At 69.2% G+C, this 25,494-nt stretch carries 19 protein-coding genes; 6 read left to right on the forward strand and 13 right to left on the reverse strand.

Annotated elements, in window-relative coordinates:
- Positions 1-14 precede the first annotated feature (14 nt).
- The 4 genes from DJ476_RS05560 to DJ476_RS05575 all read left to right on the forward strand — a co-directional run bounded on the left by DJ476_RS05560 (position 15) and on the right by DJ476_RS05575 (position 5,098).
- Positions 15-1,241, forward strand: a complete 1,227-nt coding sequence (locus tag DJ476_RS05560; RefSeq protein WP_103420427.1) for a thiolase family protein — start codon at positions 15-17, stop codon at positions 1,239-1,241.
- Positions 1,238-3,367 (forward strand): 3-hydroxyacyl-CoA dehydrogenase NAD-binding domain-containing protein, encoded by a 2,130-nt coding sequence (locus DJ476_RS05565; RefSeq protein WP_053558783.1) that lies wholly within the window; start codon positions 1,238-1,240, stop codon positions 3,365-3,367. Before DJ476_RS05560 ends, DJ476_RS05565 begins: the two co-directional genes overlap by 4 nt.
- Before the next feature lie 228 nt (positions 3,368-3,595).
- Entirely contained in the window at positions 3,596-4,675 is a 1,080-nt protein-coding gene (locus DJ476_RS05570) for an LCP family protein (RefSeq protein WP_112489990.1), read from the forward strand.
- A gap of 39 nt (positions 4,676-4,714) precedes the next feature.
- Entirely contained in the window at positions 4,715-5,098 is a 384-nt protein-coding gene (locus tag DJ476_RS05575; RefSeq protein ID WP_112489991.1) for a PIN domain-containing protein, read from the forward strand.
- A 107-nt stretch (positions 5,099-5,205) separates the two neighbouring features.
- Here DJ476_RS05575 and DJ476_RS05580 read toward each other — a convergent pair whose 3' ends face one another.
- The 10 genes from DJ476_RS05580 to ngcE form a co-directional block, all read right to left on the reverse strand.
- Positions 5,206-5,448 carry a hypothetical protein gene (locus DJ476_RS05580; protein ID WP_318294380.1) on the reverse strand — a complete coding sequence of 81 codons (243 nt, stop codon included), beginning with the start codon at positions 5,446-5,448 and terminating at the stop codon, positions 5,206-5,208.
- A 101-nt stretch (positions 5,449-5,549) separates the two neighbouring features.
- Positions 5,550-7,016 (reverse strand): amino acid permease, encoded by a 1,467-nt coding sequence (locus DJ476_RS05585; protein ID WP_103420433.1) that lies wholly within the window; start codon positions 7,014-7,016, stop codon positions 5,550-5,552.
- Between the two features lie 181 nt (positions 7,017-7,197).
- A complete protein-coding gene (gene dxs / locus DJ476_RS05590; protein WP_112489992.1) occupies positions 7,198-9,111 on the reverse strand; it encodes a 1-deoxy-D-xylulose-5-phosphate synthase in 1,914 nt (637 codons plus the stop codon).
- A gap of 163 nt (positions 9,112-9,274) precedes the next feature.
- Positions 9,275-10,588 carry a sugar ABC transporter permease gene (locus tag DJ476_RS05595; RefSeq protein WP_103420437.1) on the reverse strand — a complete coding sequence of 438 codons (1,314 nt, stop codon included), beginning with the start codon at positions 10,586-10,588 and terminating at the stop codon, positions 9,275-9,277.
- Positions 10,585-11,373, reverse strand: a complete 789-nt coding sequence (locus DJ476_RS05600; protein WP_029395340.1) for an ATP-binding cassette domain-containing protein — start codon at positions 11,371-11,373, stop codon at positions 10,585-10,587. The genes DJ476_RS05595 and DJ476_RS05600 overlap by 4 nt, the downstream gene beginning before the upstream one ends.
- Positions 11,374-11,649: 276 nt before the next feature.
- The gene (locus tag DJ476_RS05605; RefSeq protein ID WP_070202454.1) at positions 11,650-12,765 is read right to left on the reverse strand and encodes a sugar ABC transporter substrate-binding protein; all 1,116 of its coding nucleotides are present in this window, start codon (positions 12,763-12,765) and stop codon (positions 11,650-11,652) included.
- Between the two features lie 120 nt (positions 12,766-12,885).
- Positions 12,886-14,085, reverse strand: coding sequence for an ROK family transcriptional regulator (locus DJ476_RS05610; RefSeq protein ID WP_112489993.1), 1,200 nt, complete (start codon positions 14,083-14,085; stop codon positions 12,886-12,888).
- A gap of 259 nt (positions 14,086-14,344) precedes the next feature.
- The gene (locus DJ476_RS05615) at positions 14,345-15,274 is read right to left on the reverse strand and encodes a carbohydrate ABC transporter permease (RefSeq protein ID WP_103420439.1); all 930 of its coding nucleotides are present in this window, start codon (positions 15,272-15,274) and stop codon (positions 14,345-14,347) included.
- The gene (locus DJ476_RS05620) at positions 15,274-16,194 is read right to left on the reverse strand and encodes a carbohydrate ABC transporter permease (RefSeq protein ID WP_103420441.1); all 921 of its coding nucleotides are present in this window, start codon (positions 16,192-16,194) and stop codon (positions 15,274-15,276) included. The genes DJ476_RS05615 and DJ476_RS05620 overlap by 1 nt, the downstream gene beginning before the upstream one ends.
- A gap of 49 nt (positions 16,195-16,243) precedes the next feature.
- A complete protein-coding gene (ngcE, locus tag DJ476_RS05625; protein ID WP_103420443.1) occupies positions 16,244-17,692 on the reverse strand; it encodes an N-acetylglucosamine/diacetylchitobiose ABC transporter substrate-binding protein in 1,449 nt (482 codons plus the stop codon).
- 508 nt (positions 17,693-18,200) lie between these two features.
- On the opposite strand from ngcE, the gene DJ476_RS05630 reads away from it, so the two are divergent.
- Positions 18,201-22,073 carry a GH92 family glycosyl hydrolase gene (locus DJ476_RS05630; protein ID WP_112489994.1) on the forward strand — a complete coding sequence of 1,291 codons (3,873 nt, stop codon included), beginning with the start codon at positions 18,201-18,203 and terminating at the stop codon, positions 22,071-22,073.
- A gap of 79 nt (positions 22,074-22,152) precedes the next feature.
- Here the strand turns inward: DJ476_RS05630 and DJ476_RS05635 are convergent, their stop codons facing one another.
- Both DJ476_RS05635 and DJ476_RS05640 read right to left on the reverse strand, forming a co-directional pair.
- A complete protein-coding gene (locus tag DJ476_RS05635) occupies positions 22,153-22,770 on the reverse strand; it encodes a histidine phosphatase family protein (RefSeq protein ID WP_103420447.1) in 618 nt (205 codons plus the stop codon).
- A gap of 408 nt (positions 22,771-23,178) precedes the next feature.
- A complete protein-coding gene (locus DJ476_RS05640) occupies positions 23,179-23,547 on the reverse strand; it encodes a CU044_2847 family protein (protein ID WP_103420449.1) in 369 nt (122 codons plus the stop codon).
- A gap of 163 nt (positions 23,548-23,710) precedes the next feature.
- Here DJ476_RS05640 and DJ476_RS05645 point away from each other — a divergent pair, with 163 nt between their 5' ends.
- Positions 23,711-24,859 carry a hypothetical protein gene (locus tag DJ476_RS05645; RefSeq protein ID WP_146066255.1) on the forward strand — a complete coding sequence of 383 codons (1,149 nt, stop codon included), beginning with the start codon at positions 23,711-23,713 and terminating at the stop codon, positions 24,857-24,859.
- Here DJ476_RS05645 and DJ476_RS05650 read toward each other — a convergent pair.
- Entirely contained in the window at positions 24,847-25,485 is a 639-nt protein-coding gene (locus DJ476_RS05650) for an NUDIX domain-containing protein (protein ID WP_103420453.1), read from the reverse strand. The genes DJ476_RS05645 and DJ476_RS05650 overlap by 13 nt on opposite strands.
- Positions 25,486-25,494: the final 9 nt, after the last annotated feature.

A 25,494-nucleotide genomic window follows, 5' to 3' on the forward strand; every position in this document is an offset into this window, starting at 1 on the left:
GGAGGAGAGCCATCGTGCCTCGTACCATCCGGGACGTCGTCTTCGTCGACGGCGTCCGCACCCCGTTCGGCAAGGCGGGCCCGAAGGGCATCTACCACGAGACCCGCGCCGATGACCTCGTCGTGAAGGCGATCCGGGAGCTGCTGCGCCGCAACCCGGACCTGGACCCCAAGAAGATCGACGAGGTCGCCATCGCCGCGACCACGCAGATCGGGGACCAGGGCCTCACGCTGGGCCGTACCGCCGGAATCCTGGCCGGTCTGCCGCAGTCCGTCCCCGGCTACTCGATCGACCGCATGTGCGCGGGCGCCCTGACCGCCGTCACCTCGACGGCCGGTTCCATCGCCTTCGGCGCGTACGACGTCGTCGTGGCCGGTGGCGTCGAGCACATGGGCCGCCACCCGATGGGCGAGGGCGTCGACCCGAACCCGCGCTTCGTGTCGGAGAAGCTGGTCGACGAGTCCGCCCTGTTCATGGGCATGACGGCGGAGAACCTGCACGACCGCTACCCGACCATCACCAAGGAGCGCGCCGACGCCTACGCGGTGCGCTCGCAGGAGAAGGCCGCCAAGGCGTACGCCAACGGCAAGATCCAGCAGGACCTGGTACCGGTGTCGGTGCGCCGCACCAACGCCGATGCGGGCGAGACGGGCTGGGGCCTGGTCACCGCCGACGAGCCGATGCGCCCGGGCACCACCATGGAGTCCCTGGCGGGCCTGAAGACCCCCTTCCGCGCCCACGGCCGGGTCACGGCCGGTAACGCCGCGGGGCTCAACGACGGCGCCACCGCCTCGCTGCTCGCCGCCGAGGACGTCGCCCGCGAGCTGGGCCTCCCGGTCAAGATGCGCCTGGTCTCGTACGCCTTCGCGGGCGTCGAGCCGGAGGTCATGGGCTACGGCCCGATCCCGGCCACCGAGAAGGCGCTGGCCCAGGCCGGTCTGACCATCGACGACATCGGCCTCTTCGAGATCAACGAGGCCTTCGCCGTGCAGGTGCTCGCCTTCCTGGAGCACTACGGCATCGCCGACGACGACGCCCGCGTCAACCAGTACGGGGGCGCCATCGCGTACGGCCACCCGCTGGCCTCCTCCGGTGTCCGGCTCATGACGCAGCTGGCCCGGCAGTTCGAGGAGCAGCCCGAGGTCCGCTACGGCCTGACGACGATGTGCGTCGGCTTCGGCATGGGCGCCACGGTCATCTGGGAGAACCCGCACTTCAACGCTGACGGAGGCGACAAGTGAGCACCACCACTGAGCTTCTGAAGGGTGCGGCCGAGCTGTTCCCCGGTGAGGTCGTCACGCAGGCGCACGTACGCCACCTGGACCTGCCGTACGGCGCCGGGCGGTTCGCGCTCATCACGCTGGACAACGGCCTGGACCACACCAAGCCGACCACCTTCGGACCGCAGTCGCTGGCGAACCTGAACGCCGCGATCGACCAGGTCGAGAAGGAGGCCGCCGACGGCACCATCACCGGCGTCGGCATCACCGGCAAGCCGTTCATCTTCGCCGTCGGCGCCGACCTCAAGGGCGTCGAGCTGCTCGGCCGCCACGAGGACGCGCTCGCCATCGGCAAGGGCGGCCACGACGTCTTCCGCCGCCTCTCCGGCCTCGCGGTCCCGACGTTCGCGTACTACAACGGCGCGGCGATGGGCGGCGGTGTCGAGGTCGGTCTGCACTGCACCTACCGCACCGTCTCCACCGCCATCCCGGCGTTCTCGCTGCCCGAGGTCTTCCTCGGCCTGGTCCCCGGCTGGGGCGGCTGCGCGCTGCTGCCGAACCTGATCGGCGCGGACCGCGCGGTCTCGGTGATCATCGAGAACTCGCTGAACCAGAACCGCCAGCTCAAGGGCAAGCAGGTCTTCGACCTCGGCATCGCGGACGCGATCTTCGAGGGCGCGGACTTCCTGGAGCAGTCGCTCGTGTGGACCGCGAACGTGCTCAAGGGTTCGGTCACGGTTGAGCGCGCGGAGATCGACCGCGGTGACGCCTGGGACCAGGCCGTCGCCCGCGGCCGGGCCATCGCGGACTCCAAGGTGCACGGCGCGGCCCCGGCCGCGTACCGCGCGCTGGACATCATCGCGGCGGCCAAGGACGGCGACCTCTCCGCCGGCTTCGACGCCGAGGACCAGGCCCTCGCGGACCTGATCATGGGCGGCGAGCTGCGGAGCGGCATCTACGCCTTCAACCTGGTCCAGAAGCGCGCCAAGCGCCCGGCCGGTGCCCCGGACAAGAACCTGGCCCGCCCGGTCACCAAGGTCGGCGTCGTCGGTGCCGGTCTGATGGCCTCGCAGCTGGCGCTGCTGTTCCTGCGCCGCCTGGAGGTCCCGGTCGTCCTCACGGACATCGACCAGGAGCGCGTCGACAAGGGTGTGGGGTACGTCCACGCCGAGATCGAGAAGCTGCTCGGCAAGGGCCGCATCAACCAGGACAAGGCCAACCGTCTCAAGGGCCTGGTCTCCGGTGTCCTCGACAAGGCCGAGGGGTTCGCGGACGCGGACTTCATCATCGAGGCCGTCTTCGAGGAGATCGGCGTCAAGCAGCAGGTGTTCGCGGAGGTCGAGGCGGTCGCCCCGGCGCACGCGATCCTCGCCACCAACACCTCCTCGCTCTCGGTGACCGAGATGGCGTCGAAGCTGAAGAACCCCGAGCGGGTCGTCGGCTTCCACTTCTTCAACCCGGTCGCGATCCTCCCGCTGCTGGAGATCGTCCGCGGCGAGCAGACCGACGACGCCTCGCTGGCGACCGCGTTCGGTGTGGCCCGCAAGCTGAAGAAGACCGCGGTCCTGGTGAAGGACGCCCCGGCGTTCGTCGTCAACCGCATCCTCACCCGCTTCATGGGCGAGATCCAGAACGTCATCGACGAGGGCACCCCGGTCGAGGTCGCGGAGAAGGCCGTCGAGCCGCTCGGCCTGCCGATGTCCCCGCTGGTGCTTCTGGAGCTGGTCGGCCCGGCCATCGGCCTGCACGTCTCCGAGACCCTGAACCGCGCCTTCCCGGAGCGCTTCACCGTCTCCGAGAACCTCGCGGCGGTCGTCAAGGCCGGCAAGCGCGGCTTCTACGTCTACGACTCCGGCGCGCCGGTCCTCGACCCCGAGGTCGCCGCCCTCCTCAAGCAGGGCGACACCGTCCTCACCGAGGAGCAGACCCGCGACCGCGTGCTCGACGCGGTGGCGCAGGAGATCGGCCTGATGCTGGAGGAGGGCGTCGTGGCCGAGGCCCAGGACATCGACCTGTGCCTGATCACCGGCGCGGGCTGGCCCTTCCACCTGGGCGGCATCACGCCGTACCTGGACCGCGAGGGCGTCTCCCAGCGGGTGAACGGCAAGCCGTTCCTGGAGCAGGGCGTGGCGAGCGTGCCCGCCTAGCGCGGACACCGGTCACCGGACGGGCCGTACGGGAGCGATCCCGTACGGCCCGTCGTCGTACCGCCGTCGCTCCGCGAAAGAGCGGGGCACTCAACTGGTGTGCGTGCCGCGCCGGTTGTCTATAGTGCTGTTCCCCGCACCACGACCGCCGGACCGGCTCCGCCCCCCACCCGAGTCCCCCGTACTCCGCCCCGACCCGGGCCATGAGCTTTGAGGACTCGACCCAGGATGAGCAACGACGCCATACCCGCGGGCCCCCGCGCCTCCCGACGCGCGGCCGGGCCCCGTAAACGCCGCCGTGGACTCAGGATCACCCTTGGTGTGCTGCTCGTCCTGCTGCTGGCGGGCGGCTCCACCGTCTACTGGCTCTACAGCCGCCTCGACGGCAACATCAAGGGCGTCGACATCGACACGGCGCTCGGGGACGACCGGCCGCGCAAGCTACCCACCAGCGGGCAGAACCTGCTGGTCCTGGGGTCGGACTCGCGGGCCGGGGCGGAGAACGAGGAGCTGGGCGGCGGCGGGAAGGCCGGTGGCGCGCGCTCCGACACCGCGCTGGTGGTGCACATCCCCGAGGGGCGGTCCCAGGCCGTCGCGGTCTCGATACCCCGCGACACCCTGGTGACCCGGCCCGAGTGCACCGAGGACGGCGGGGCGGCGGTGCCCGCCGAGGAGCGCGTCATGTTCAACTCCGTCTACGCCCAGGTCGGTCCGGCCTGTGTGGTGAAGACCGTGGAGAAGATGTCCGGCGTCCGGATCGACCACTATCTGGAGATCGACTTCGCCGGGTTCAAAGAGCTGGTCGACGCGATCGGCGGGGTCACCGTGGACGTGGAGCAGGACATCCACGACCAGGCGTCGGGGCTGGAGCTGACCGCAGGGCGGCAGCGGCTGGACGGCACCCAGTCCCTCGCGTACGTACGGACCCGGCACGGCATCGGGGACGGCAGCGACCTCGGCCGCATCGGGCTCCAGCAGCAGTTCCTCATCGCCCTGCTCTCCGAGGTCAAGTCGCAGGATCTGCTGGGCAGTCCGGCGGGCGCGTACCGGATCGCGGACTCGGCCACCAAGGCGCTCACCACCGACGCGGGGCTCGCCTCGCTCACCTCGCTGGCGGAGTTCGGCCGCTCGATGAACGGCATCGCCCCGGCCTCGATGGAGACGATCATGCTGCCGGTGGCGTACGACAAGGCCGACCCGAACCGGGTGGTGGCCGCCGAGCCGCAGGCCGGTCAGCTGTGGAAGGCCCTCCGCGAGGACACCGCGATCCCCGAGGCGGCGAAGAAGTCCCCCGCCACCGGGGGCTGACCGGCCCCGGTGGCGGCGCTCCCGTGACACCCTGCCGGGATGAGCGGTGACGCGGTGGTGCTGGTGATCGTGGACGGGGCCAATGTGGTCGGGTCCGTGCCCGACGGATGGTGGCGGGACCGGCGCGGTGCCGCCGAGCGGCTGCGGGACTCGCTGGTCTCGTACGCGGCGGACGGGGTGCCGGGGGTCCCGGGGCCCGTCGAGATCGTGCTCGTCGTCGAGGGGGCCGCGCGGGGCGTCGCCTCCGTGCCGGGCGTCGAGGTCGTCTCCGCCCCCGGCAGCGGTGACGACCTGATCGCGGAACTGGCGGCGGGCGCCGGGCCGGAGCGCGGGTGCGTCGTCGTCACCGCCGACCGGGGGCTGCGGCAGCGGGTCGAGGCATACGGGGCTCGGTGCGTGGGGCCCCGTACAGTACGGCCCTAGGGTTTGTCCGGAGCCTCTGCCGGATCTCCCGGCGGGCGCGCAGGGTGCGGGTGAGGCGCGTGATGCCGTGGCCGAGGAGGCAGGGCAGCAGCGTGAGGGCCCCGGGCCTAGTGGAGGACGTCGCGGGTGTGGCCGGGGCGGCTCCAGATGTCCAGGGGCAGGGACACCAGGACGGCGGAGACCGTCACGGGCAGCAGCGGCAGGAGCACCGAACAGAGCCGGGGCCACCGGCCGGGCCGCAGCGCGCACCGCACGCCCAGGCCCGCCATGACGAGGGGCCCGAGGGGGATCCAGAGGAAGACCGGGACGACCGGCAGCGCCCACCACGCGTCCCCGTGACCGAACATCATCGGCACCGCCCACCGATCCCGCCCCGCAGGCTTCCTCCCCAGTATCCCTGGTCCTGCCGGACGGAGGCGGTGGACCGGCAGGACCGGGCGGCAGTGGGGCGCTAGCGGCCTTCCCGGCCCAGGCGGCTGTGCGAGCGTCCGTACACGAAGTAGATGAGCACGCCGAGCGCCATCCAGCCGGCGAACCGTACCCAGGTCTCCACCGGCAGGTTGAGCATCAGCCAGACCGAGGCGGCCACCGAGGCGATCGGCAGGACCGGCACCCACGGGGTGCGGAAGGCGCGCGGCAGGTCGGGGCGGGTGCGGCGCAGGACCAGGACGCCGAGGGCGACGACGACGAAGGCGAAGAGCGTGCCGATGTTCACCAGGGTGGCCAGCTCGTCGATGCTCGTGAACCCGGCGATGACCGCGATCACCACGCCGAGCAGGATCGTCGGGCGGTACGGGGTCTTGAAGCGCGGGTGCGTCCGGGAGAAGAAGCGCGGGAGCAGGCCGTCACGGCTCATCGCGAAGAAGACACGGGTCTGGCCGAGCAGCAGGATCATGCAGACCGTGGTCAGGCCGACCGCGGCCCCGAAGCTGATCAGACCGGCGTAGAAGGGGTGTCCGGTGGCTTTGAAGGCGTCGGCGAGCGGGGCGCTGACGGAGAGTTCGCTGTAGTGCTGCATGCCGGTGACGACGATGGAGACCGCCACGTAGAGCACCGTGCAGATGATGAGCGAGCCGAGGATGCCGCGCGGCATGTCGCGCTGGGGCAGCTTGGTCTCCTCGGCGGCGGTGGCCACCACGTCGAAGCCGATGAAGGCGAAGAAGACGATGGAGGCGGCGGTGAAGATGCCCATGACGCCGAAGTTGGTGGGCTCGTAGCCGAAGATCAGCTGGACCATCGGGGCGTCCCAGCCGGAGCCGGCGGCCTGCTTCTCGGACGGCGGGATGAACGGCTTGTAGTTCTCGGCCTTGATGAAGAAGAGACCCGCGATGATCACCATGAGGACCACGCCGACCTTGATCGCCACGACGACCGAGGTGACCCGGGCGGAGAGCTTCATGCCGATGACCAGGATGACGGTCAGGATCAGCACGAGGACGAAGGCCAGGAGGTCGAAGCCGAACCCTTCCGCGGCGTCCGGCCCCGAGAGTGCTTCGGGCATCGTCCAGTTGACGTTGTCCATCAGTGAGCGGACGTAGCCGGACCAGCCGACCGCGACCACCGCCGTGCCGAGCGCGAACTCCAGCACCAGGTCCCAGCCGATGATCCAGGCCACCAGCTCACCGAGGGAGGCGTACGAGAAGGTGTACGCGGAGCCGGCCACGGGGACGGTGGAGGCGAACTCGGCGTAGCAGAGCGCGGCCAGGGCGCAGACGACGCCCGCGACCACGAACGCGATGGCGGTCGCCGGGCCCGCCGTCTCCTTGGCGACCTTGCCCGTCAGGACGAAGATGCCGGTGCCGATGATGACCCCGACGCCGAAGACCGTGAGGTCCAGCGCGGAGAGGGACTTCTTGAGCGCGTGCTCGGGCTCCTCGGTGTCAAGGATCGACTGCTCGACCGATTTTGTGCGGAACATACCGTTTCCGCGGGGTGGTGTGACCTGCGCGCTCACCTGCGTACCTCCACGCACTCGTTGTGAACGCCATGATGGAGACCGGAATGCGCAGGAAAACGCCATCTGGCCCGTTTCATGCGAATGGGCCGGGAGAACCACCCGGACAGGGGTCGTCTTCCCGGCCCATCGGCCCGAGAACAGGTCAGTCGCGGGCGGGCTGCACCGCGCGGCTCTCGAAGCGGCCGTCGAGCTTGGCGACCAGGCCGGTGACCTGGCGGGCGATGTCCGGCGCGGTCAGCCCGATCTCGGCCATGACCTCACCGCGCGAGGCGTGGTCGAGGAAGACCGGCGGGATGCCGAAGTCGCGCAGCGGTACGTCGACACCGGCGTCGCGCAGCGCCTGGGCGACGGCGGAACCGACGCCTCCGGCACGGCTGTTGTCCTCGACGGTGACGACGACGCGGTGGCGCTCGGCGAGCGGGGCGAGCGCCACGTCGATCGGTTTGACCCAGCGCGGGTCGACGACGGTGGAGGTGATGCCCTGGGCGTCCAGGAGATCCGCGATCTCCAGGCACATCGGGGCGAGCGCGCCGACGGAGACGATCAGGACGTCCGGGCGGTCCGCCTTCGGCTCGCGCAGGATGTCCATGCCGCCCGCCCGGCCGACCGCCTTGACCGCCGGGCCGACCGCGCCCTTGGAGAAGCGGACCACGGTGGGCGCGTCGTCGACGGCGACGGCCTCCCGGAGCTGGGCACGGACCTGGTCGGCGTCGCGCGGGGCGGCGATCCGCAGGCCCGGGACGACCTGGAGGATCGACATGTCCCACATGCCGTTGTGCGAGGCGCCGTCGGTGCCGGTGACCCCGGCCCGGTCCAGGACGAAGGTGACGCCGCACTTGTGCAGGGCCACATCCATCAGGACCTGGTCGAAGGCGCGGTTGAGGAAGGTGGCGTAGACCGCGAAGACCGGGTGGAGGCCGCCGGTGGCGAGGCCCGCCGCGGAGACCGCGCCGTGCTGCTCCGCGATGCCGACGTCGTAGATCCGGTCGGGGAAGGCCTCCTCGAACTTGCCGAGGCCGACGGGCTGGAGCATGGCCGCGGTGATCGCGACGATGTCCTCGCGCTCCTCGCCGAGCTTGACCATCTCCTCGCCGAAGACCGAGGTCCAGTCCAGGCCGGAGGTGGAGATCGGCAGGCCGGTGTCCGGGTGGATCTTGCCGACGGCGTGGAAGCGGTCGGCCTCGTCCTCCAGGGCCGGGGTGTAGCCGCGGCCCTTCTCGGTGAGGCAGTGCACGATGACCGGGCCGCCGAAGCGCTTGGCGCGCTGGAGCGCGGACTCCAGGGCCTCGATGTCATGGCCGTCGATCGGGCCGACGTACTTCAGACCGAGGTCCTCGAACATGCCCTGCGGGGCGATGAAGTCCTTGAGGCCCTTCTTGGCGCCGTGCAGGGTCTCGTAGAGCGGGCGGCCGACGACGGGCGTGCGCTCCAGGATGTCCTTGCCGCGGGCCAGGAAGCGTTCGTACCCGTCGGTCGTACGGAGGGTGGCGAGGTGGTTGGCCAGGCCGCCGATCGTGGGTGCGTACGAGCGCTCGTTGTCGTTCACCACGATGACGAGCGGGCGGTCCTTGGCGGCGGCGATGTTGTTCAGCGCCTCCCAGGCCATGCCGCCGGTGAGCGCGCCGTCCCCGATGACGGCGACGACGTGGTCGTCCTTCTTCAGGACCTCGTTCGCCTTGGCGAGGCCGTCGGCCCAGCCGAGGACCCCGGAGGCGTGGCTGTTCTCGATGACGTCGTGCTCGGACTCGGCACGGGAGGGGTAGCCGGAGAGGCCCCCCTTCATCTTGAGGCGGGAGAAGTCCTGGCGGCCGGTGAGCAGCTTGTGGACGTAAGCCTGGTGGCCGGTGTCCCAGAGCACCTTGTCGCGGGGCGACTCGAAGACCCGGTGCAGGGCGATCGTGAGCTCCACCACGCCCAGGTTGGGGCCGAGGTGTCCGCCGGTCTTGGACACCGCGTCGACGAGGAACGTACGGATCTCCTGCGCGAGCTGCTCCAGCTCGTCGGCGGAGAGCCGGTCCAGGTCGCGCGGTCCCTTGATGCGGGTCAGCAGATCCACCCGTGCCTCCTTGCGTTTGAGCTGATCGAGCGTGCCGATCCGATGAGTCTAATGTTCTGTCCACTTCCGTGGGCAGCCGGAGCCTGTGTTCGAATACGGGCGGCCGGTGACGCACGGGTGCCCGGTACCCCCGTGGGGCACCGGGCACTGCGGGGATGCGCGGTCAGGCGCGGCCCGCGGTCTTCTGGGTCTTCCGGGTGACGGAGTCGATGACGACCGTGGCCAGGAGCACACCACCGGTGATCATGTACTGGATCGGCGTGGCGATGCCCTCCAGCGACAGTCCGTACTGGATGGAGACGATCACCATGACACCGAGCAGCGCGTTCCAGGTGCGGCCGCGGCCGCCGAAGAGGCTGGTGCCGCCGATGACGGCCGCCGCGATGACGTTCATCAGCAGGTCTCCGGTGCCGGAGCCCTGGTTGGCCGCCGCGATCTTGGAGGCCCAGAAGAGGCCGCCGATCGCCGCGAAGGTCCCCGCGATGGAGAAGACGGAGATCCGGATGGCGGTGACGTTGATACCGGCGCGCCGGGAGGCCTCGACGCTGCCGCCGAGCGCGAAGATCTTCCGCCCGTAGGCCGTCCGGCGCAGCAGGAAGTCCGTGCCGACCAGGACGATCAGGAAGAGGACCAGGGCGAGCGGCAGGCCGCGGTACTGGTTGAACATGTACGCGGCGGCGAAGGCGAACACCGCGAGGACGGCGGTGCGCAGCACGATGTCGGCGATCGGGCGGGCCGGGATGCCGGCGGCCTCGCGGCGGCGGGTGTCCAGGAAGGCGGCGGCGAAGTAGCCGATCACCGAGACGGCGGCGAGCCCGTAGGCGGCGGCGACATCGGTGAAGTAGTACGTGGTCAGCTGGCCGACCACGCCGTCGCCGTCCAGGTTGATGGTGCCGGAGTCACCGAGCAGCTGGAGCATGAAGCCGAGCCAGAACAGCAGGCCGGCCAGGGTGACGGCGAAGGCGGGCGCGCCGATCCGGGCGAAGAAGAAGCCGTGGATCGCGCCGATCACCGCGCCGCTGACGATGGCGACGACGATGGCCAGCCACTCGTTCATGCCCTGGGTGACGCTGAGCACCGCGACGAGGGCGCCGGAGACACCGGAGACGGAGCCGACCGAGAGGTCGATCTCGCCGAGCAGCAGGACGAAGATGATGCCGACGGCCATCATGCCGGTGGCGACCATCGTGGTGGCGATGTCGCTGATGTTCTTCGCGGAGAGGAACTCGGAGTTCATGCTCTGGAAGACGATGGCGATGATCGCGAGGCCGACGACCACCGGGATCGAGCCCAGGTCGCCGCCGCTGATCTTGCGCTTGAACTCGGCGACGTACCCGGCGAAACCCTGCTCGCGGATGAGGAGGCGGGGGTCGACGACGGTGGCGGCGCCCTCGGCGGCCTCCGGGTTGCCGACCGGCGGGGCGTCCGCCGGGTCGGAGGTCTTGGCCGGCGAGGTGGCCGACTTGTCGGTGGTCACTGGGAAACCTCCGCGTTGCGCGCCGCACGTCGGGTCACGGCGTTGTCCGTGGCGCCCGTGATGGCGGAGATGATCTCTTCCTGGGAGGTGGTCTTCACATCGAAGACACCGTTGTTCCGGCCCAGCCGGAGCACGGCGACCTTGTCGGCCACGGCCTTCACGTCGGCCATGTTGTGGCTGATGAGGATGACCGCGTGGCCGCGCTCGCGCAGCCGCTCGACGAGGTCGAGGACCTGGGCGGTCTGCTCGACGCCGAGGGCGGCGGTCGGCTCGTCGAGGATGACGAGCTTGGGCTCGCCGAGCATCGACCGGGCGATGGCCACGGTCTGGCGCTGGCCGCCGGAGAGCGAGGCGATCGGGATGCGGACGCTCGGGATGCGGATGGAGAGCGTGGAGAGCAGTTCGCGGGAGCGGCGCTCCATCTCCACCTCGTCGAGGATGCCGAAGCGGCGCAGCTCCCGACCGAGGTAGAGGTTGCCGACGACGTCGATGTTGTCGCAGAGCGCGAGGTCCTGGTAGACGGTCGCGACACCGAGGTTCTGGGAGTCGTGCGGCTTCTCGATCCGTACGGCCCGGCCCTCCCACTCGATGACTCCCTCATCGATGGGGTGCACTCCGGCGATCGTCTTGACCAGCGTTGATTTCCCGGCACCGTTGTCGCCCACCAGGGCGACCACCTCGCCGGCGTGGACCTCAAGCTCTACATCGGTGAGTACCTGGACGGCACCGAATCGCTTGGAGACCCCTCGCAACGCCAACACGGGCGTAGCGGTCACGTGAACCATCTCCTTCGCCGCCTGACCGGCGGGGATGCCGCGCCCGGGGGAAGGCGCGGCGGTCGAGCAGAAGAACAGAAATTGGGGGGAAGCGTTCCATCCGGCGCCCCGCCCGGCAGCGGGACGGTTGGTGGGCGGGGCACCGGACAGGCCTCGTGGCGCGCGCGGACCGCTGTGCGGCGGGCGCGGGCGCGGCAGGGGGTGCCGTGGCGCCTTCGCGGGGTCGCGGCGGGCGTACGGCGGGGCGGGACCGGCCCGCACGGGGCGGCGGCCGGTCCCTGCGGCCTACTTCAGACCGATCGAGTCGCAGGCGGCCTTGTACTTGCCGGTGCAGATCTCGTCGATGGTGTAGATGCCGTCCTTGATGACGGTGTCCTTGATGTTGTCCTTGGTCAGCGAGACGACCGGGACGAGGACCGTCGGGATGCCCTTCTGGCTGGCGTTGTCGACCTTGGAGGTGGCGATCGAGTCGAGCTTCTCGCCCTTGGCGAGGGCCACGGCCATCTCGGCGGCGACGACACCCTCGGCCGGGTAGGACTTGTAGACGCTCATGAACTGCTCACCGGTGACGATGCGCTGCACGCCCGCCAGTTCGGCGTCCTGGCCGGTGACCGGCGGGAGCGGGGACAGACCGGCGGCCTTCAGGGCGGTGATGATGCCGCCTGCCATGCCGTCGTTGGCGGAGTAGACGCCGTCGATCTTGTCCTTGCCGAGCGCGGTGATCGCCGCTTCCATGTTGGCGTTGGCGTTCTCCGGCTTCCACTCCTTGGTGTCGTACTCCTTGCCGTACTTCACCTTGCCGTCGAGGACGGACTTGGCGCCCGTCTTGAAGAGCGCGGCGTTCGGGTCGGTGATGGCGCCGTTCATCATCACGATGGTGGCGCTGCCGTCGGCCTTGTCGCCCAGCGCCTCCAGCAGGGCGGTGCCCTGGGCGCGGCCGACCTCTTCGTTGTCGAAGGAGGTGTAGGCGTCGATGGGGCCCTCGGCGAGGCGGTCGAAGGCGACGACCGGGATGCCCTCGGCCTTGGCCTTCTTGATGCTGTTCTCGATCGCCTTGGCGTCCACCGCGCCGACGATGAGCGCGTCGACCTTGTTGGTGATCATCGTGTCGATCTGCTGCGCCTGGATGGTCGCGTCCTGCTTGGCGTTGACGTAGGTGACCTTCGCCTTGCCGCCGGTGAGTTCGCTGATCTTCTTCTCGATGATCGGCCGGTCGAACTTCTCGTAACGGGCCGTCTGGTTCTCGGGGAGGAGCAGACCTATCTTCAGGTCGTCGCCCTTCTTCTCCGAGCCCTGCTCGGCCTTGTCACCGGACTCCTTGGCGCTCCCGCAAGCGGCCAGCGAGATCGCCATGGTGGTGGCGGCAACGGCAACGGCGGCACGACGCATACGCGTGTTCATTCTCGAACCTCCCTGACGAGGCCGCGACGTTGCGGCCGAGGTGGCTGGAAGTCAACTCGGCCGCAGGGCCAGCGTCAAGGAGTAAATCCTTAACGAGATGACAACGGTGCCATTCGTTATCTAAGTGAAGGCAGGAGTCGCTGCGGGGAGGGCGCTCTCCAAAAGGGTTGAATCCCCCATCTCGCTCAGCACCAGGGCGAGGGCGCCCAGCACCTCGGCACGGCCGCCCAGGGCTCCCGGGAGCACCGACAGCTGCCGGGCCGCGCTGGGGATCGCGTACCGCGAGACGGAGTCCCGTATGGGCCCCAGGACCAGCTCCCCGGCCTCCGCCAGCGAGCCGCCGAGCACCACCCGGCTGGGGTTGAGCAGATTGCACAGGTTGGCGACACCGCTGCCGATGTGGCGGCCGACGTCCCCGATGACCCGGCGGCACCCCGGATCGCCCTCGCGGGCCAGCTGGACCACCCGCTCCATGGTGAGCCCGGGACCGTGGCTGGGCTGGAGCAGCGGCAGCACGTACCGCGCGGCGGTGAAGGTCTCCAGGCAGCCGCGGTTGCCGCAGCGGCAGACCGGGCCCGACTCGTCGAGCGTGATGTGGCCGATCTCGCCGGCCGTGCCGCCGGGGCCCCGGTAAATGGTCCCGTCGATCACCAGCCCGGCGCCGACACCACTGGCGACCTTGATGTACGCGAGGTCCTTGACGCCCCGGCCGCTCCCCCAGACCAGCTCGCCGAGCGCCCCGAGGTTGGCGTCGTTGTCGACGTAGACCGGGACGCCGAGGCGGCCCGACAGCTCCTCGCTCGGGTTGATGCCGGTCCAGCCCGGCAGGATGGAGGTGGAGCCCAGCGTTCCGGACTCCACGTCGATGGGTCCCGGGACGCCGAGCCCAACTCCGATGATCTTGTCCGGACCGATTCCGGTGGCCTCGATCAGCCGCTTGACCAGCACTTCCGCCCGGTCGAACCCCTCGGCGGAGGAGGCGTCGACGTCGAGCGGCTCGGACTCCTCGGCCAGCACCTGGTGAGCCAGGTTGCCGACGGCGACGCGCAGGTGCGTATGGCCGAAGTCGACGCCGATGACGATGCCCGCGTCCCCGCTGAGGGAGACGCTGCGGGCCCGGCGGCCACCCGCCGAGGTGGGCGTCACCTCGACCGTTCCGCCGTCCTTCAGCTCCCGAACGATATTGGAGACCGTGGCGGCGGAGAGCCCGGTGCTCCGGGCGATCTCCGCCTGGGTGAGCGAACCGGCCATCCGTACGGCGCGTACGACCCGCTCCAGATTGGCCCTGTGCAGCGATGTCTGCGACCCGGGAGTCTCCATCGACTCATCCACTCCTGCCCTTGGCGGGCGGTCCGGAGAGGACCGCCCCGGCCGGGGAGGCAGCGATGGCACCCCGGCTTCCTCCAACATGTGAACTCTAAGCTGACCGTTCGGGGGTGCCTCCCGTCAAGACCTGAGCATGCGCGCACAGCGCGACGGCCCGGTGTCCCGGCGGAGACTCCTCCGCCGGGACACCGGGCCGTTGTGAAAAGGTGACCTTCTTCTGTCCGCGCGAGACCTGCTTCCGGCCGCGCGTGACCTACTTGAGCGCCCCCGCCGTCAGGCCGGAGACAACCTGGCGCTGGAAGATGATGTACGCCGCCAGCACCGGGAGCATCGCGATCACCAGGCCCGCGAAGAGGCCGGAGTAGTCGCCCTTGTACCCCTGGCTCGCGGCCAGCTCCACCAGCCCCTGGGCCAGCACCCGCTTCTCCGGGTCGGTGTTGAGCACCGTCGGCAGCATGTACTGGTTCCACTGCCCCAGGAAGTTGAAGATGCCGACGCTGATCAGGCCGGGCTTGGCCATCGGCAGCATCACCTGGAAGAACGTCCGGGTGTGCGAGGCCCCGTCGATGATCGCCGCCTCCGCCACCGAGGTCGGCAGCGTACGGAAGAACGAGGTCAGGAAGAACACGGTGAACGGCAGCGAGTACGCGATGTACACGAGGATCAGGCCGTGGATCGTGTTCAGCAGCCCCATGTTGTCCATGACGTAGAACAGCGGGACCAGCGCCAGCATGATCGGGAAGCTCATGCCCCCGACGAACAGGAAGTAGATGAACCGGTTGCCCGGGAACTCGAAGCGGGCGATCACATACGCGGCCATCGAGCCGAGGACCAGGGTGCCGACGAGCGAACCGCCCACCACCAGGATGGTGTTCAGGAAGTACTCGCTCATATGGGCCTGGCTCCAGGCCCGGCCCCAGGCGTCGAAGCTCAGCGAGCCGGGCAGCGACCACGGGGTGTTGAAGATGTCCGTGTCGGTCTTGAACGAGGACATCACCGCCCAGAACAGCGGCAGGACCACCATGATCGCCCACAGGATCAGCATCCCGTGCGAGAAGACGTTGAGGACCTGGCCCTCGCTCTTCTTCGCGGGAGCCGACGAGCCCTTGGGGGCCGTCCCGGCACGCTGGGCCGGAACCCTGGCCTCGTCGGTGCCGGAGGGAGGGGTGTCAGTGGTCTTCATCAGAACTCCAGCCGCTCGCGCCGGCCCACCCGCATGACGATGGCGGCGAACGCCAGCGTCACGATGAGCAGGGCGACACCGATCGTGGTCGCGTAGCCCGCCTGTCCGTCACGGAACGCCGACTGGTAGACGTACAGCGGCAGGACGGTGGTCGAGTAGTCGGGCCCGCCGGGGCCGACGCTCATGATGTGGACGATGGCGAAGCCCTCGGCGCCGAGCGCCAGGATGCCCATGTAGACCCAGCCGGACTGGACCGTGTCCCACAGCAGGGGCAGCGTGATCCGGAAGAAGGTCGTGAAGCGGCTCGCCCCGTCCAGCAGGGCGGCCTCGTAGAAGTCCTTGGGGATGGAGGCCATGCCCGCGGAGAACAGCACCACGAAGAAGCCGGTGGTGCACCAGACGAGGACCGCCATGATGACCCACAGCGCGAGCTGCGGATCGCCCAGCCAGTCCGGCACGTCGTTGAAACCGACGGCCTTGAGGATGCCGTTGATCATGCCCTGGGCCGGGTCGAAGGCGAACTGGAACAGGATGGCCACGATCGCGATCGAGAGCACCTGCGGGAAGAAGTAGGCGATCTTGTAGAAGCCCGAGCCCCGTACGCCGGTGACGGCGGCGCCCTTGCGGCGCCGGCCGCCCACGTTGAGCATGAAGGCGAAGAAGAGCGCGAGGCCCAGCGTCACCAGCGGCAGCAGAACCGCCAGCAGCACACTGTGCTGGAGCGATTTCCAGAAGATGTCGTCGTCGAGCATCTTGGTGTAGTTGTCGAACCCGACCATCGTGAAGTCGGGGCTCAGCCCCGTCCAGTCCGTGAACGAGTAGTAGATGGACTGGATGAAGGGCCAGATGACGAAGATGACGTACAACGCCATCGGGACCACCAAGAACCCGACTATGAACCGGTACTTACCGTGTTGCATCGTTACCGACTCCGACCTTCCCCGAGCTGCCGCCGCTGATGACGCGTGGTCACTGGTGCCTGTAGTGCTTGATGGACTGGTCCTTGGCGGTCGCGTCGGCGAAGGCCTGGATCTTCTTGATGGTCTCGGCCGGGGTGGCGCGGCCCGCCATCATCTCGCCGAGCGCGGCAACGCCGATCTGCTCCTTCTGGAGCTTCACGTACCAGTCCTGCAGACGCGGGTTGACCACGTTGGTGCCCGCCTTCTCCAGCGCGGCGACACCGGACTTCAGACCGTCCGACAGCTCGATGCCGTCGGTGCCGCCGTTGAAGGCGGAGAGCGACTTGGTGTTGGTGGTGAAGGACTTGGAGGAGGCCTCGCTGAGCATGATGCGCAGCTGCTCCATGCCGCCCGCCGGGTTCTTCGCCTTGGACGGGACGACGAACGACTCGCCGCCGGAGGCCCAGATGGTGCCGAAGGGCAGCTTGTCCGAGGAGTCGAGGCTGGAGGGGGCGCCCACGGAGAGCTTGAAGTCCTTGGGGATGATCGCCGCTTCCTCGTTCTCCAGCCAGGAGCCGTTGGGGATGAACAGCGCCTTGCCGCGGGCCCAGGCGCCCTGCGAACCGCGGTGGTCCAGGCCGGGGGTGCCCTTGAGGATGTAGCCCTTGGCGAACAGCTCGTAGTACGCCTCGAAGGCCGCCTTGACCGCCGGGTGCTCCCAGGCCTTCGGCTCCAGGTTGTCGATGGCGTTCAGGACCTCGACGCCGCCGATCTTGGCGATGAAGGGGTAGAGCGAGAACGGGATGTAGTACGGGTGCTTGCCGGGGTAGGTCCAGCCCGCGATGCCCTTCTTCTTCGCCTTCTCACAGAGCGCGAGCATCTCGTCCCAGGTCTCCGGGTACGTGGCGTCCAGCTTGTCCAGCGCGGTCTGCGAGTACCAGACGCCGTAGACCGTGTAGGCGTAGTACAGGACCCAGACCTGGTCGCCGTCGAAGCGACCCATCTCGACGATGCCGGGCCGCAGGGTGTCGCGGACCGTCTTGGAGGGATCGTCGATGGAGGGGGCGTCGAGCAGCGGGGTGAGGTCGGTCAGCTGCTTCTTGCCGACCAGGACGCCCGTGTCCATCTGCTGGGCACCGGAGTTGTCGATCAGGTCCGGCGGGGTGCCGCCGTTGAAGCGCGGCTGGAGGACCGACTGGATCTTCTGCGTCGCGGAGAACTTGATCTGCGCCTCGGGGTAGGTCTTCTTGTAGACGTCCCGGGCCTCCTCCGCGTACTTCGTGCCGAACCCGCCGTCGAAGATGACGATCTCCAGCGGGGCGCTGCCGTTGACGGCCAGCGGGTTCTTGTCGGACTTCTCGCCCTTGGCGACCTTGTTGTCGTCGCTGTCGCCGCTGCCGCTCGCGCAGGCGGAGAGGAAGCTCATCGTCGGAACAGCGATCAGGCCGAGTGCGGCGGAACGCTTGATCAGATCGCGACGGCCAAGGCCCTCATTGTTGTGAGCGGAGGTGGATCCCATGCTCAAGTCCTCGCCTTCTCCAGGACTCAGGCGGTGTACCGGTCACCCGTCGAAAATTCGCCTCAGGCGAAGGGCCCCGCCACCGCGGTCAGTTGCGCTCGGGTCATGCAGATATGCAGGTGTACCGGAGAAAAGAACCGGCGGTGGGGGTGGTCGGAGAACCGTACAGCCAGGGCGTCCTCGACACCCCGGCGACCGTCCCCTGTTCTCCCCCCATATGCGCGGCCGTTGCAACGGCTGCGCGGATGGCGACAGGTATAGTCCACTTGTCGCCAACTGAGCAAGATCGAATGCAGGTTGGAGCGACAGTCTTTCCCGAGTTGAGACCTCGTGGGCTCCTCGGCACCGTACGCCCTGTTCCGGGGGCAGCTTTTTCCCGTTACGGCCGATTCACGGACCGCACCTGAGGCAACACCCTTGACACGTCCTGTCACTTGGCTCCCTACTGGACCTTGCATCCCGCTATGACAACGTTGTCCAAGCACGCTCCGGGGAGGAATGGCTCGGTATGCAGCCACCACGAGGTCTCCACCATGGCGCCGGAAGGGCCCTCAGCGGCGCCGCCCGTACGAGACGGAGCCGCACGGCCGCCGTCCTCGCGGCATCACTCGCCCTGGCCCTCGCGGCCCCCACGGCCGCCGTCGCCGGCCCGTCCGACGCGGACCGGAAGCCGTCCGGCGAACGGACGTTCCGCTCCTCCTTCGAGGCGGACGAGAAGCAGCCGGACTGGCGCAACACGGTAGAAGAGGGGCCGGATGGCACAGAGCGCTCATCGGGGGTCGACGGCGGATTCTCCTCCGGAATACCGGGCAATGTCACCGACCGGGTGACCGAGGTCCGCGCCAGCGCCGAGAACACCGCGGGCGGCGAGGTCAAGGAGAATCTGGTCGACGTCGAACCGGCCTCCAAGTGGCTGGCGTTCCAGCCCACCGGCTGGGTGGAGTTCGACCTGGACGAGCCGGTGAAGGTGGTGACGTACGCGCTCACCTCCGCCAACGACCACGCCCCGCGCGACCCCAAGGACTGGACGCTCAAGGGCTCGGCGGACGGCAAGGAGTGGACCGACCTCGACCGGCGTACGGGCGAGACCTTCGCCAAGCGCCACGAGACCAAGTCGTACGATTTCGCCTCCGACACCGCCTACCGGCACTTCCGGCTGGAGATCACGGCCAACAACGGCGCGTCGGACATCCTCCAGCTCGCCGACGTTCAGTTCTCGAACGGTGACACCTCCGCGCCGGTCCCGGACGAGATGCGCAGCCAGGCCGACCGGGGCCCCTCCGGCTCGCCCACGGCCAAGGCGGGCGCGGGGTTCACGGGGAAGAAGGCGCTGCGGTACGCGGGGACGCACCAGGCGGACGGCCGGGCGTACTCGTACAACAAGGTCTTCGACGTGAACACGGCCGTCACCAAGGACACCGAGCTGTCCTATCTGGTCTATCCGCAGATGGGCGAGACGGACCTCAACTACCCCGCGACCCATATCGCGGTGGACCTCGCCTTCACCGACGGTACGTATCTCAGCCAGTTGAAGGCCACCGACAGCCACGGCGGGCTGCTGACCCCGCAGGGCCAGGGCGATGCCAAGCGGCTCTACGTCAACCAGTGGAACAAGGTCTCCTCGCGCATCGGCGCGGTCGCCGCGGGCAAGACGGTCGACCGGGTGCTGGTGGCGTACGACTCCGACAAGGGCCCGGCGAAGTTCCAGGGCTGGGTCGACGACATCGTGATCGAGCCGAAGAAGCCGGAGAAGCGCAAGGCACATCTGTCGGACTACGCGCTGACCACGCGCGGCACCAACTCCTCGGGCGGCTACTCGCGCGGCAACAACATTCCGGCCACCGCCGTCCCGCACGGCTTCAACTTCTGGACGCCGGTCACCAACGCCGGTTCGCTGAGCTGGCTGTACGACTACCACCGGGGCAACAACGAGGACAACCTCCCCACGCTCCAGGCCTTCAGCGCCAGCCATGAGCCGAGCCCCTGGATGGGCGACCGGCAGACCTTCCAGGTGATGCCCTCGGCCGCCGCCGGCACCCCGGACGCCGCCCGGACGGCCCGCGCGCTGCCGTTCCGGCACGAGAACGAGGTGGCGAAGCCGCACTACTACGGCGTCACGTTCGAGAACGGCCTCAAGGCCGAGATGACGCCCACCGACCACGCGGCCCGGATGCGGTTCACCTACCCCGGCAAGGACGCCAGCCTGGTCTTCGACAACGTGTCGAACGCGGGCGGCCTCACCCTGGACCCCGGGACCCGCTCCTTCTCCGGCTACACGGACGTGAAGAGCGGCCTCTCCACCGGGGCGACCCGCATGTTCGTGTACGGCGTCTTCGACGCGCCGGTAACGGACAGCGGGATGCTGAAGGGCGGGGGCGGCGACGACGTGACCGGCTTCTTCCGCTTCGACGCGGGCAAGGACCGCACGGTCGAACTGCGCCTGGCCACCTCGCTGATCGGCGTCGACCAGGCGAAGAAGAACCTGGCGATGGAGATCCCGGCGTCCACCTCCTTCGAGAAGGTGCAGCGCACCGCGCAGCAGGCCTGGGACAGGATCCTGGGCACGATCGAGGTCGAGGGCGCGAACGAGGACCAGCTCACCACGCTCTACTCCAGCCTCTACCGGCTCTACCTCTACCCGAACTCCGGCCACGAGAAGGTGAACGGGAAGGACAAGTACGCCAGCCCCTTCTCCAAGCCGACCGGCACGGACACCCCGACGCAGACCGGGGCGAAGATCGTCGACGGCAAGGTGTACGTCAACAACGGCTTCTGGGACACCTACCGCACGACCTGGCCCGCCTACTCCTTCTTCTCCCCGAAGAAGGCCGGTGAGCTGGTGGACGGCTTCGTGCAGCACTACAAGGACGGCGGCTGGACCTCCCGCTGGTCCTCCCCCGGCTACGCGGACCTGATGACCGGCACCAGCTCGGACGTGGCCTTCGCGGACGCGTACGTCAAGGGCGTGAAGTTCGACGCGGAGGCGGCGTACGACGCGGCGGTCAAGAACGCCACGGTGGCCCCGCCCTCCTCGGGCGTCGGCCGCAAGGGCATGGAGACCTCGGTCTTCACCGGGTACGCCAACACCGCCACCCACGAGGGCCTGTCCTGGTCGCTGGAGGGCTACCTCAACGACTACGGCATCGCCCGCATGGGCCAGGAGCTGTACAAGAAGACGAAGAAGGCGCGGTACAAGGAGGAGTCCGAGTACTTCCTCAACCGGGCGCAGAAGTACGTCAAGCTCTTCGACGGCAAGGCCGGGTTCTTCCAGGGCAAGAAGCCCAACGGCGACTGGCGCCTCCCCTCGGACAGTTACGACCCCCGCGTCTGGGGCTACGACTACACCGAGACCAACGGCTGGGGCTACGCCTTCACCGCCCCGCAGGACAGCCGGGGCCTGGCCAACCTGTACGGCGGCCGCGCGGGGCTCGGCAAGAAGCTGGACACGTACTTCTCGACGCCGGAGACGGCGGGCCCGGAGTTCGTCGGCAGCTACGGCGGGGTCATCCACGAGATGACCGAGGCGCGTGACGTACGGATGGGCCAGTACGGGCACAGCAACCAGGTCGCCCACCACGCCACGTACATGTACAACGCGGCCTCGCAGCCCCACAAGACGCAGGAGAAGGTCCGCGAGGTGCTGAGCCGCCTCTACGTCGGCAGCGAGATCGGGCAGGGCATCCACGGCGACGAGGACAACGGCGAGCAGTCGGCGTGGTACCTCTTCTCCTCGCTCGGCTTCTACCCGCTGGTGATGGGCAGCGGGGAGTACGCGATCGGCTCGCCGCTCTTCAAGAAGGTCACCGTCCGCATGGACAACGGCCGCAAGCTGACCGTCAAGGCGCCGAAGAACAGCGCGACGAACATCTACGTGCAGGGCGTGAAGGTCAACGGCAAGAAGTGGACCTCCACCGCGCTCCCCCACGACGTGCTGGCCAAGGGCGGCACGCTGGAGTTCGACATGGGCCCGAAGCCGTCCACCTGGGGCACGGGCAAGGACGCGGCCCCGGTCTCCATCCAGCGGGACGACAAGGCACCCGCCCCCAAGGGCGATGTGCTGACGGGTGGCGGGGCGCTCTTCGACAACACCTCGGCCACCTCGGCGGAGGTCACGTCGGTGGAGCTGCCGGTGACGGCGTCCACGAAGGCGCTCCAGTACACGCTGACCTCGGCGGCGGCCGACAAGGCCCCGAAGGGGTGGACGCTCCAGGGCTCGTCCGACGGGAAGAGCTGGAAGGACCTGGACCACCGCTCGGGCCAGGCCTTCGCCTGGGACAAGCAGACGCGGGCCTTCTCGGTGGACCGGCCGGGGGCGTACGCGCAGTACCGGCTGGTGCTGACGGGCGCGGCGACGCTGGCGGAGGTGGAGCTGATCTCCTGACACCCGTCCTGTGATCCGTGCGGCCGGTACCCCGAGGAAGGGGTGCCGGCCGCACGGCGTTCCAGGCGTCCTGGGCCTCCTAGGCGTCCTGAAGCGCTTCGGGCAGGGCCATGTTGAGGGCGGTGACGACCGGTCCGCCGTGTTCCGTGCCGAGCCGGGAGACGGCGCCGGTGGCGAGCTGGAAGAGGCGCCCCTCGGCCGGGGTCAGCCCGAGGTAGCGGGCGGTGAGGACGCGCAGGAAGTGGGAGTGGGCGACGAGCGCGATGTCTGCGCTCCCGAGCCCCTCGGCGGCCGACCGGACGCCCGCGAGCACCTGGTCGGCGCGCTGCCCGACCTGGGCGGGGCTCTCGCCGGGGTGCTCGTCGGAGCCGGGGTCGACGCCGTCGGTCCAGAGGTTCCAGAAGGGGCGGGTGCGGCGGATCGCCCGGGTGGTGATGCCCTCGTAGCCGCCGTAGTCCCACTCCCGCAGCTCGGGGGTGACGCGCGGGGCGTGGAGCCCGGCCAGCTCGGCGGTGCGCCGGGCCCGGATCGAGGGGCTGACGAGGGTGAGGCCGATGTTCCGGTCGGCGAGGAGCGGGACCAGGGCGCGGGCCTGGCGCTCTCCGGTGGCGGTCAGCGGGAGGTCGGTCCAGCTCGTGTGCTGCCCGGAGCGGGACCACTCGGTCTCGCCGTGCCGGATGAGGATCAGCTCGCCCATGGGGTCCGTTCGCTTTCTGCACGGGTGGTGCCGGTGGTGCGGGTGGGGCCACGTACCGTAAGTCCCCCGCTTGATCGACTTCCCGTGGGGGGACCGCATGTCCGACAACTCTCCGCCTCCGCCGCCCGAACAGCCGCAGCCGGAGCCCCCGCTTCCGTGATCCACGGAGGTCACGAGCCGGTGGTGTCCGAAGGTCTTCTTCCAGGTCGCGGGCGCCCTGTTCCTCGGAGTGGGCCGACACGAACACCCGTCCGGTCAGCCCGCTTCATGAAGGCCCGAGTCTGAAGAGAGCACCTCCCGACGAACGATCTCCTCCGCACCGGCTCCCTCACCCGACTCACGCGCCCAGCCGCCGGCACCTCCATCCGCGGCGGCACCGACCGCATCACCGAAACCACCCTCGACGCGCTATTCAGTCGCCTCTTCGGGTTCCTCACCGGGTGCCGCCGTCACATTGCCCACGGCAGGCCCTCCGTTACGCCAGGTGACCGTCACTTTGAGGGTGGCCTTGCCTCCCGCCTCGGTCACGACGCTCACCAGTTGGCCGCTCTTCGCCGCGATTTCGATGCCGAATTCGAGCGTCACCTCGTCCGGAGCCGCACTCCGCAGTCCGGACCTGACGCTGCGCGTGACGGCCTCCAGGGTCTGAGGCAGATCGCTGAGCCGCCGTGACAGGCGGTCACCGAAGCTGGTGTCCCGGGGGCCCTCGTCCTCGTCGTCGACGTGCACCCATATCGAGGTTCCGTCCGGCATGACTGCCTGGATCGCATCGGACACGCGCCCTCCTCCTGTTCGGTTCGCCAACTCCCCGGAAAAGGATGCCCGGTTATAGGAGTTCCGTCGAACGATCACTTACCATAATCAGACGGTCACGCAGGGGGGGCTGATCATGGTGGAATCGCATGCCCGGTCAGCGTCGGAGAGGGTCTACCTCTCCGACGTGGAGATCCATCGGCAGTCACCCATCGCGAGCGCCGCGGACCTCCGGGCACGGGTGTTGTTCCACGTGCTCCTGACCGACACGCTTCTCGTCGGCGATTCACAGTCGCTCAACACTCCCCCCTTCCGCGCCCTGGTGTCCTCCCGTGAGGCCGTCGGCCGAGCCGTGAGATCGGATCTCGCTCCGCTCCTGGACAGCGGCCGCATACGGATCGCGTGCCGTGACGGGCAGTCGCTGGCGGCCGTCCGGGATGCCCAAGAGCTGCGGCAGGTCGAGCACGTGCCCAGTTCCGCGTACGCGGAACTGATGGACAGCCTGACGCGGGCGCACGCGGTCCCCTACGGCCTTGATGCCGTATCGGCTGCCTTCAAGTCCGGAGTGGTCCGGCTGCTGGAGGAGCAGGTGCGGAACGCCCGGGGAGAAACACGCAGAGCGGTGGAAGCCGCGCTGGAGTTCGTGCGAAGTGAGGAGCCGCTGTACTTCAAATCCCTCAGGGACTGGGAGGAGTCCTTCCGGGCCGACTCGTCGGGAAGCACCGAAGTGGTTCTCGCCATGGCCTCCGTGGACCGTGCCGCGGGCGAGTCGTACCGCCAGTCGCTCCCCCTTGCGCTGGGGGCCGGGACCGCTGCCCCGCGCAGTGTCGAGCCCCCCTCCACCGCGGCCGTGCATACGCTCGTGGAGTCCACCACGCTGCACGCCGGCATGCTCGACGGCTTCCTGCTGGGCAGGCTGCCGGTCGAGGTGTTCCTGGAAGCCACCGAGCAACCGTCCCGCGGCTTCCTCGTTCGCCAACTGGGCTTGCTGCGACGAGGCATCCAACCGGACGCATCCCGACTGACCGAGGCTGTAACGGAGTTCAGCGCGTGGATGCGGGAGGCCTTCGACCGAGCCTTCCGCGACACCGATGAGCGCGCGCGGGCGGTCCTGGACGGCAACCGGAACCTGATGCGCTTCAGCCTCTCCCAGGACGCGCTGACCGGCGCACTCGGCGCCGGACTCGATGTGCCGATGGCCGACAGGGACCAGGACTACCTCGACCTCCGGGTCCTCGACCGGAGTGTGCCGGCCGCCGACGGTGCGGCCGGTGTCGGAGAACTCGACGCATGGCAGATGCGGCAGCGCGTCGTCACGGGAGCCTACGTCGGCTGATCCGGACGGCACTCCCCCATCAGCGGCACGGAGCCGCTGCCGGAGACGTCCGCGAGCGCGAGCGACAGGGCGGCCAGTGTCACGCCACAGGTGACGCGGCCGCTCTGCAACCACTTCGCCACCTCCGTACGGGAGACCCAGACCGGCTCGGCCACCGACTCCATGGCCTCCGGTGCGGCGGTCGACAGGACGTCTGCCGGTCCGGCGCGGCGGACTTCGGCGGCGAAGACGCGCACTTCCGATTCGATCAGCCCTGTCTCCGCGTGAATGACGCCCAGTGGGCGCAGCCCGGACGGGGCGCAGTCGAAGCCGGTCTCCTCCCGTAGCTCCCGTGCGGCCGCGGCAGCCGGTTCCTCGTCCGCTTCGCAACCACCCCGGGGGAACTCCAGGGAGACTTCGCCGATCGGGTAGCGATACGTGGGAACGAACGCGAAGCCGTCCTCCCCCATGGGGACGATCACCACTCCGCCGTGGGACCACTGCCAGCGCAGATAGCGCCCCTGCCCGCCCGACGGCGAGAGCACTTCATCGTCGAACAGCACCCCGAAGCGGTTGCGGAAGACCTCCACTGCCCGCTGTCGGCGGATGGGCGGGGGTTCAGCGTGGGCGGACGCCTCGTTGTCCATCTGGGCCGT

This window comes from Streptomyces bacillaris, assembly GCF_003268675.1.
Classification (GTDB): domain Bacteria; phylum Actinomycetota; class Actinomycetes; order Streptomycetales; family Streptomycetaceae; genus Streptomyces; species Streptomyces bacillaris.

Excerpts from the sequence above, each read along its gene's own strand:
- DJ476_RS05570 (WP_112489990.1), top strand. The coding sequence starts at position 3,596 with ATGAGCAACGACGCCATACCCGCGGGCCCCCGCGCCTCCCGACGCGCG.
- DJ476_RS05575 (WP_112489991.1), top strand. The coding sequence starts at position 4,715 with ATGAGCGGTGACGCGGTGGTGCTGGTGATCGTGGACGGGGCCAATGTG.
- DJ476_RS05580 (WP_318294380.1), bottom strand. The coding sequence starts at position 5,448 with ATGATGTTCGGTCACGGGGACGCGTGGTGGGCGCTGCCGGTCGTCCCG.
- DJ476_RS05585 (WP_103420433.1), bottom strand. The coding sequence starts at position 7,016 with ATGTTCCGCACAAAATCGGTCGAGCAGTCGATCCTTGACACCGAGGAG.
- DJ476_RS05600 (WP_029395340.1), bottom strand. The coding sequence starts at position 11,373 with ATGGTTCACGTGACCGCTACGCCCGTGTTGGCGTTGCGAGGGGTCTCC.
- DJ476_RS05605 (WP_070202454.1), bottom strand. The coding sequence starts at position 12,765 with ATGAACACGCGTATGCGTCGTGCCGCCGTTGCCGTTGCCGCCACCACC.
- DJ476_RS05610 (WP_112489993.1), bottom strand. The coding sequence starts at position 14,085 with ATGGAGACTCCCGGGTCGCAGACATCGCTGCACAGGGCCAATCTGGAG.
- DJ476_RS05615 (WP_103420439.1), bottom strand. The coding sequence starts at position 15,274 with ATGAAGACCACTGACACCCCTCCCTCCGGCACCGACGAGGCCAGGGTT.
- DJ476_RS05620 (WP_103420441.1), bottom strand. The coding sequence starts at position 16,194 with ATGCAACACGGTAAGTACCGGTTCATAGTCGGGTTCTTGGTGGTCCCG.
- ngcE (WP_103420443.1), bottom strand. The coding sequence starts at position 17,692 with ATGGGATCCACCTCCGCTCACAACAATGAGGGCCTTGGCCGTCGCGAT.
- DJ476_RS05630 (WP_112489994.1), top strand. The coding sequence starts at position 18,201 with ATGCAGCCACCACGAGGTCTCCACCATGGCGCCGGAAGGGCCCTCAGC.
- DJ476_RS05635 (WP_103420447.1), bottom strand. The coding sequence starts at position 22,770 with ATGGGCGAGCTGATCCTCATCCGGCACGGCGAGACCGAGTGGTCCCGC.
- DJ476_RS05650 (WP_103420453.1), bottom strand. The coding sequence starts at position 25,485 with ATGGACAACGAGGCGTCCGCCCACGCTGAACCCCCGCCCATCCGCCGA.